Below are 7,765 nucleotides of genomic sequence, written 5' to 3'. Positions count from 1 at the left end.
TAATAAAACAAGCAATAAATGTACTTATATTGTGATTTACCGATTTATAGCTTGTAATTTTCACGAATTGGTGTAATTTTACTACATAAATTATTTAAGTCTTGTTTTTAAGGTTCATTATGACAATTAAAGTAGGGATCAACGGGTTTGGTCGTATTGGTAGATTCGTATTTAGAGAAGCATTTGCCAGAGCAGATGTTGAAATAGTCGCAATTAATGATTTAATCGATGTAGATTATATTGCCTATATGCTTAAGTATGACTCTACACACGGTCGTTTCAACGGTACTGTTGACGTCGTTGATGGTCATTTAGTGGTAAACGGTAAAAATGTCCGAGTGACAGCCGAACGCAATCCGCTTAATTTAAAGTGGGATGACGTTGATGTCGATGTTGTTGTCGAATCAACAGGTTTATTTTTAACAGATGAATCAGCGCGTAAACATATAACAGCTGGTGCAAAAAAAGTTGTTCTTTCTGCTCCGTCTAAAGACGATACACCAATGTTTGTTATGGGTGTTAACCATACTGAATATACTGGACAAGACATTGTTTCAAATGCTTCTTGTACAACTAACTGTTTAGCGCCAATCGCTAAAGTGTTAAATGATAACTGGGGCATTAAAGATGGTTTAATGACCACAGTTCATGCCACTACAGCGACTCAAAAAACCGTTGATAGCCCTTCTGCAAAAGATTGGCGTGGTGGTCGTGGTGCAGGACAAAACATTATACCTTCATCAACTGGTGCTGCTAAAGCCGTAGGTAAAGTAATTCCTGAGTTAAACGGTAAGTTAACAGGTATGGCATTTCGTGTTCCTACACCGAATGTATCTGTTGTAGACTTAACCGTAAATCTTGAAAAACCAGCAAGTTACAAAGAAATATGTGCGGCAATGAAAGCGGCTTCAGAAGGCAAGTTAAAAGGCATTTTAGGTTACACTGAAGATGCTGTTGTTTCTAACGACTTTATTGGCGAAAGATGCACATCAGTTTTTGATGCTGAAGCTGGTATTGCACTGACCGACACCTTTGTTAAAGTTGTTTCTTGGTATGATAATGAAATTGGCTACTCAAATAAAATTTTAGACTTGGCAACTTTTATATCAAAATAAAAACCGCGAGTTAAAATTTTACGATATTAAAGCCAGATTTATTCTGGCTTTTTTGTATATTAGATTCCCATAGCAGTATAATACCCTTAAATTTACACACAAATTTAAACACATACCCTTTGTTTAACCCTTTATTCTAAGGATAAATTATGAAAAAACTTTTAATATTAATTATATCGGCTACTTTTTTAACAGCTTGTGTTTCAACACCAAAACTTGGCGATTATGCTAACGATCCTAATGGGATGTGGGAACAAGGAAAAAAATATTCAGAGAAAGGTGAAAAACTCATTATTAAAGGTGAGAAAACACTAGAAAAATCACGAACTGAACTAAGAGAAGGCGAAGCGCTCATTCAAATAGCTAGCGATACTATTATTCGTTCAAGACAGAGCTATCAGTTAGAGTCTCAACAAATTGGTGCATCTACAAGCCCAAAAGAAATTCAATATGAAGCAGATCGTTTAACTGCGATTGGTGATAAGTGGGAAGATGCAATTGATGACGTAAAAAAAGGTAATTCAATGATTACCAAGTCAAAAAAATTACAAACTGAAGCCCAAGCTATGATCAAAGAAGGTAGAGAGTTGGTTGAGACTGGCAGCAATTTTATTCGCAATAGCCAACGTATGAGATTAGAGCTACCGTTATTAACAGAAACTAAAATCTAGTTTTAGTGAAGCGATACCACTGAACAGAACGGGCAAGTTCTAAGCTGACTTGAATGTGACATGAGTGTTCAGTAATTGTTTAGCTAAATATTATTTAAATTGCAGTTCTCTTAACAAAAAAAACCAGGCATTCGCCTGGTTTTTTATATTTTAAAATAATGTAAGCTTTTAACTAGCTAAGTAGCAATAGATACTACTTTACGTGTTCTAGCGCTTGTTTAGCTAAACGCGTAATTTCTTGCCAATTACCTTGTTTAACAATCTCATCAGACACTAACCAAGAGCCGCCACAGCAAACTACATTGGGCAATGCTAAGTAATCTCTAACATTATTAATGTTAATGCCGCCTGTTGGGCAGAATTTAATATCTGGAAATGGGCCACCGATTGATTGAAGGGCCTTAACACCACCAGAAGCTTCTGCTGGAAAGAATTTAAGGTGATCATAACCTAAGTCTATGCCATCCATTAATTCTGATATTGATGAAATACCAGGGATTAAGGCTAAGTTACCTTCTTTACCGGCTTGTAATAAATCTTTTGTTAAACCAGGGCTGATTGCAAACTTTGCCCCTGCATCGTAAGACTGTTGTAGTAATTCACGATTGGTAACGGTTCCTGCACCAATAATGGCTTCAGGTAAATGTTTAGCAATGATGCTGATCACTTCTAAAGCTGCAGGAGTTCGCAATGTAACTTCTAATACTTTTACATCAGCAGCTAACAATGCTTCTGCAATGGGTAACGCATCTTTAACATCTTTTATCACTAAAACGGGAACTATAGGGCCCATTGCAAATAGTTCTGATGGCTGAATTTGCCATTTATTTGGTAAAGTCATAATTCCTCTTAATACCTAGTAGTGTTAGTTGTTTGGTTTGTGTAATTGGCTTTACTTTTTTCTGACATAAATTGATCAAGATACGCTGCTGCGCCAAGTAAACCAGGTTGTTCTTCGGTAACGACAAAAGTTGGAATAGGTTGATTAAAACTTGATAATCGGCCTTTTGCCTCAAATCTTTTTCTAAATTCACTGTCGGCAAAAAAGTCGACAAATCGAGGTACAATACCACCAGCGATATAAACGCCGCCGTAGCTACCCAGTGTTAACGCTAAGTTACCCGCAAAACTACCAAGAATACGACAAAATTGTGCAAGGGTTTCAACACATAAGGTGCACTCACCCGATAATGCTTTTCCTGCTATGTCTTTTGCAGACAACATGGTAGCTTCGCCATTTTTTACAAAGCTCAACGCTTGATAAATTTGTTCAATACCTAGCCCTGACAATAACTGCTCGCTGGAAACACGTGCATATTTTTTAGAAAGGAACTGTAATATAGCAATCTCTTGTTCATCGACAGGAGCAAAATCTACATGTCCACCCTCACCGCTTAAACTGTGCCAGCAAGAATCAATAGAGATTAAATTTGCAACACCTAAACCTGTGCCTGCACCACAAATAGAAATAGGTTTATTGGCAATAACATTACCCTCACCTATTTGCACTTTTTGATCAGCGCCCAAATGCGGTATTGAATGAGCAATGGCAGTAAAGTCATTAATGAGCACTAGCTCATTTAACTTTAATTGCGCTTTTAATTGCGATTGTGAAAACTGCCAAGGCAAATTAGTCATCACAATGAGATCTTTATCTACTGGGCAAGCAATAGCCAAACAAGCATTTATTGTTTTGCCCATTAACTGATGTCGAGTCATAAAGTCTGTTAATACAAACGCTAAGCTCTCATGTTCTGCACATGCATAGATGGTAATATTGGCAATTTCACCTTGCGCATCGATTAAAGCGACACGCATATTAGTTCCACCAATATCAGCAATAATATTAATTTCATTGTGCGGCATAATTATAGTCCGCCTTGAAAATTCTCATCAAATAGTGAACAAGCACCTGTCTCAGCAGAGCTTAAGTTACGACGCATAAAGCCAAATAGTTCGCGCCCCATGCCTTGGTGATGACCATTGACATGAAAAATAGCATTTTCACGGTTAGCTAGTTCACTTTCTTCAACTAATAATGTTAACTCGCCAGTTTCACCATCAAGTAAGATCATATCGCCAGTTTTAATTTTTGAAATTAAACCGCCATCTAATGCCTCAGGACATAAGTGAATAGCTGCAGGAACTTTACCAGAAGCACCTGACATTCTGCCGTCGGTAACTAGCGCAACTTTGTAGCCTTTGTCTTGTAAAACACCTAATGGTGGCGTTAATTTGTGTAGCTCAGGCATACCACGTGCTTTAGGTCCTTGAAAGCGAACAACAGCAATAAAGTCTTTTTCTAATTCACCGGCGTTAAAAGCGATATCTAGTTCATGTTGGTCTTCAAATACAACTGCAGGTGCTTTAATAACAAAGCTGCCTTCACGAAGTGATGAAGTTTTCAGCACTGAAATACCTAAGTTGCCTTTCATAACTTGCAAACCACCATGACTACTGAAAGGTTTGGCAACGGTGGCAATTATTTCGTCATCGCCAGAACTTGTCGCTCCGTCGATCCATAATAACTTGCCATCTTGTAATACTGGACGTTGGGTATATCGCGTTAAGCCACGTCCACAAATAGTTTCAACATCTTCGTGTACCAAACCAGCGTCAATCAATTCTTTGAATAGCAATGCCATGCCACCCGCTTCTTGAAATTGATTAATATCTGCATGACCATTAGGATAAATACGAGTTAATAATGGCACAGCGTCTGATAAGTCATTAAAATCTTGGAAATTAATGATAATACCTGCGGCTTTTGCGAAGGCAATAATGTGCATAGTTAAGTTGGTTGAACCACCAGTTGCTAACAAAGCAACAATAGCGTTAACGATTGAACGTTCATCAACCATTTTACCGATTGGCATATAATTGCCTGATTGCTGAGTTAAACGCGTTACTTGGCGTGCAGCAGCTTTAGTCAATTCTTCACGCAATTGGGTATTAGGAGCGATAAAAGATGCGCCAGGTAAATGTAAACCCATCACCTCAACCACTAATTGGTTTGAGTTTGCTGTACCGAAGAAAGTACAAGTACCAGCACTGTGATAAGACGCTGATTCAGCCTCTAATAATTCTTCTTCGCCCACTTCACCTTTAGCAAACTGCTGACGAACACGGGCTTTATCTTTGTTAGGTAAGCCTGAAGGCATTGGACCCGCAGGTACAAAAACGGTAGGTAAATGACCAAATGTCATACTGGCGATCAATAAGCCAGGTACTATTTTATCGCAAATACCTAACATTAAGGCACCGTCAAACATGTTATGCGACAACGCTACAGCAGTTGACATGGCAATAACATCACGGCTCATTAAGCTTAAATCCATGCCTGGTTGACCTTGAGTCACACCATCACACATCGCAGGCACACCACCAGCGAATTGCGCAACACCACCAGTTTCTTTTACCGCTGCTTTAATAATTTCAGGGTAAGTTTGGTATGGCTGATGTGCTGAAAGCATATCGTTATAGGCTGAAACAATAGCAACATCTGAGTGATTAACACCACGCAATGTCGCTTTGTCATCACTACCACAAGCGGCAAAGCCATGAGCTAAGTTGCCACAAGATAAACTTGCACGATGTACAGTTGTAGACTTTTCACCTGCTATTTTTTCAAGATAAGCTGCACGACTCGCTTTACTGCGGTCAATGATACGGTTTGTGATCTGTACTATATTTTTGTTCATAGAAATTTTAGTCATAATTAAAGTGCCCAATAAACTTGTGTATTAACGTCTGGTGCTTGTAAAAATGCTCTGATCGGCATTTCTCGACATTCTTGTCCTGCAATAGCTGTTGCTAACACTTGCTTCTTACTTGCACCGCTTATATGTAAAAATGTATTTTTGCTTTGCGATAATGCGGCAAAACTAAAACTAATACGCTGATAAGGCGCTGATTTTGGTGTAACTTTTATCAGTGCTGCACTATCAGTTGCAAGGCACTGAGTTATTTCATCACTACAAGGAAATAACGAGGCTGTGTGGCCATCTTCACCCATACCGAGGATAAGCACATCTAAAGGCAGTAATTGTTGATTAGCTGCTAAGTTCAAATCTGCTAAAATTTCGGTATTTAAACTGTCGCCCTGTTTAAGATGAAAAAAATTGGCGTTTACGGCTTCATTTTGTAAAAGGTTTTCATGTACTAGCTTGGTATTGCTATCACTTGAAGTAATGTCCACCCAACGTTCATCTGCTAAAGTGATGGTGATAGCTTGCCACGCTAATTTTTTCTTAGATAATGCTTGAAAAAATCCTTTTGGGGTTGAGCCTCCAGAAACAGCGATACTCGCTTTTCCTTTAGATTCAACAGCAGCAGTCAGTATGGCTGCAACTTTATCAGCAAGAGCCACATCTAATAATTCACGTTGTTCGAATTCGTTAATTTGGTACATTATTCCACCCAATGGCGATCATCACGCGCGATTAAAGAAATTGATGAAACAGGTCCCCAAGAACCTGCTGCATATGGTTTTGGTGCGCTATTGGTTGATTGCCAAGCTTCAATAATACTGTCAGCCCACTTCCAAGCAGCCTCAACTTCATCGCGACGAACGAATAACGATTGATCACCTTTTATTACTTCTAGTAATAAACGTTCATAAGCGCCGACAACACGTTGATTGTCATAAGTTTTAGAAAAACTTAAATCTAATTTATTTTCATGGATCTGCATTTGTGAGGCAATACCCGGAATTTTATTCATCATTTCAAGCTCAACGCCTTCGTCTGGTTGCAAACGAATGGTTAATTTATTTGATGGTAATTCGGCATAGCTTTCATTAAAAATGTTATGAGCTTGCTGCTTGAAATGTACAACAATTTCGCTGTGCTTTTGTGGCATACGTTTACCTGTTCGCAAGTAAAATGGTACGCCCGCCCAACGCCAGTTGTCTATTTCAGCTTTTATAGCGACAAAAGTTTCCGTTGAACTATTCGCTTTAGCACCTTCTTCATTCAAATAACCCGGTACAGCTACACCGTTTAGGTAACCGTCTGCATATTGGCCTCTGACTGTTTTTTCTTTAACATTTTGCAGAGTAATTGGTTTAAGTGCTTTAATAACCTTTAATTTTTCATCTCGAATACTATCTGCACTCAAATCTGCCGGTGGCTCCATTGCAAGTAGAGAAAGAACTTGTAATAAATGATTTTGTACCATATCGCGCATTTGGCCAGCTTCATCATAAAAGCCCCAACGCCCTTCAATACCAACACTTTCTGCAACGGTAATTTGTACATGGTCAATGCAATTACGATCCCAGTTGTTAGTAAACAGGCTATTGGCAAATCGTAAAACTAAAAGGTTTAAAACCGTTTCTTTACCGAGATAATGATCGATTCGATAAATTTGTTTCTCTTTAAAATAGCGAGATACTTGGTCGTTAATGACTTTAGATGACTCTAAACAATGCCCGATAGGTTTTTCCATAACCACTCTATCAGCATTATCGATTAATTTAGCTGACTTTAAGCCTTCACTTATATCACCAAAAATTGCTGGTGGAGTGGAGTAATAGTAAACACGTGCACCTTCAACGCTTGATAACGTTTTAGCGAGGTTTTCATAGGCTTTAATATCTTTAAAGTCGAGTTGTTGATAAACCAGTCTGGCTAAAAATTTAGTGACTGTTTCGGCATCAAGCGCTTCTGAAATAAATTCATTTAAGCTTTCATCTATTTGTTTAGTAAAAGCATCAAGCGCTAGATCATTTCGAGCAACAGCAATAATTCGAGTGTCATCACTTAATAAGCCAGCTAATTCTAATTGATATAAAGACGGTAAAAGTTTGCGACGAGATAAGTCTCCCAGCGCACCAAAAATAACAATTTCACTTGCTAATGGGGTATCTATGTTTTTCATAGCATGTATTCTCAATTTTTATTTAACTGTAACTAAACTACATATAAAGCTAATTTATCTGCTATAGCATCGACAGTAAAGCACTTTCTGTAATTTTAT

The 7,765-nt window shown here is 38.2% G+C and carries 7 protein-coding genes; 2 read left to right on the top strand and 5 right to left on the bottom strand.

Translation table 11 applies throughout. From position 1 onward, the window contains the following. The first annotated feature begins 119 nt into the window (after positions 1-119). Together gap and H4J50_RS17880 are read left to right on the top strand one after the other, a co-directional pair. A complete protein-coding gene (gene gap / locus H4J50_RS17885) occupies positions 120-1,115 on the top strand; it encodes a type I glyceraldehyde-3-phosphate dehydrogenase (protein WP_108456142.1) in 996 nt (331 codons plus the stop codon). A gap of 149 nt (positions 1,116-1,264) precedes the next feature. Beyond that, on the top strand, positions 1,265-1,786 hold the full coding sequence (locus H4J50_RS17880; protein WP_108456143.1) for a hypothetical protein: 522 nt from the start codon (positions 1,265-1,267) through the stop codon (positions 1,784-1,786). Positions 1,787-1,979: 193 nt separating this feature from the next. On the opposite strand, the gene H4J50_RS17875 is transcribed toward H4J50_RS17880, so the two are convergent. From H4J50_RS17875 to zwf, 5 genes are read right to left on the bottom strand one after another with little or no spacing between them, the layout of a single operon-like run. Continuing rightward, complete coding sequence (locus tag H4J50_RS17875; RefSeq protein WP_182257552.1) at positions 1,980-2,627, bottom strand: bifunctional 4-hydroxy-2-oxoglutarate aldolase/2-dehydro-3-deoxy-phosphogluconate aldolase; 648 nt, start codon at positions 2,625-2,627, stop codon at positions 1,980-1,982. Positions 2,628-2,635: 8 nt separating this feature from the next. Continuing rightward, positions 2,636-3,652: a glucokinase gene (locus H4J50_RS17870; protein WP_182257551.1), complete on the bottom strand. Its 1,017-nt coding sequence runs from the start codon at positions 3,650-3,652 to the stop codon at positions 2,636-2,638. 2 nt (positions 3,653-3,654) lie between these two features. Then, entirely contained in the window at positions 3,655-5,487 is a 1,833-nt protein-coding gene (gene edd, locus H4J50_RS17865; RefSeq protein WP_182257553.1) for a phosphogluconate dehydratase, read from the bottom strand. 17 nt (positions 5,488-5,504) lie between these two features. Next, positions 5,505-6,197 carry a 6-phosphogluconolactonase gene (gene pgl / locus H4J50_RS17860; RefSeq protein WP_182257550.1) on the bottom strand — a complete coding sequence of 231 codons (693 nt, stop codon included), beginning with the start codon at positions 6,195-6,197 and terminating at the stop codon, positions 5,505-5,507. Next, complete coding sequence (gene zwf, locus H4J50_RS17855; RefSeq protein WP_108456147.1) at positions 6,197-7,666, bottom strand: glucose-6-phosphate dehydrogenase; 1,470 nt, start codon at positions 7,664-7,666, stop codon at positions 6,197-6,199. Before zwf ends, pgl begins: the two co-directional genes overlap by 1 nt. Positions 7,667-7,765: the final 99 nt, after the last annotated feature.

This window comes from Colwellia sp. 6M3, assembly GCF_014077595.1.
Classification (GTDB): Bacteria; Pseudomonadota; Gammaproteobacteria; order Enterobacterales; family Alteromonadaceae; genus Cognaticolwellia.
This window is presented reverse-complemented; position numbering and strand designations above follow the sequence as displayed.

What these genes read in the sequence shown, in the direction of transcription:
- gap (WP_108456142.1), top strand. Translation starts at nt 120, where the DNA reads ATGACAATTAAAGTAGGGATCAACGGGTTTGGTCGTATTGGTAGATTC.
- H4J50_RS17880 (WP_108456143.1), top strand. Translation starts at nt 1,265, where the DNA reads ATGAAAAAACTTTTAATATTAATTATATCGGCTACTTTTTTAACAGCT.
- H4J50_RS17875 (WP_182257552.1), bottom strand. Translation starts at nt 2,627, where the DNA reads ATGACTTTACCAAATAAATGGCAAATTCAGCCATCAGAACTATTTGCA.
- H4J50_RS17870 (WP_182257551.1), bottom strand. Translation starts at nt 3,652, where the DNA reads ATGCCGCACAATGAAATTAATATTATTGCTGATATTGGTGGAACTAAT.
- edd (WP_182257553.1), bottom strand. Translation starts at nt 5,487, where the DNA reads ATGAACAAAAATATAGTACAGATCACAAACCGTATCATTGACCGCAGT.
- pgl (WP_182257550.1), bottom strand. Translation starts at nt 6,197, where the DNA reads ATGTACCAAATTAACGAATTCGAACAACGTGAATTATTAGATGTGGCT.
- zwf (WP_108456147.1), bottom strand. Translation starts at nt 7,666, where the DNA reads ATGAAAAACATAGATACCCCATTAGCAAGTGAAATTGTTATTTTTGGT.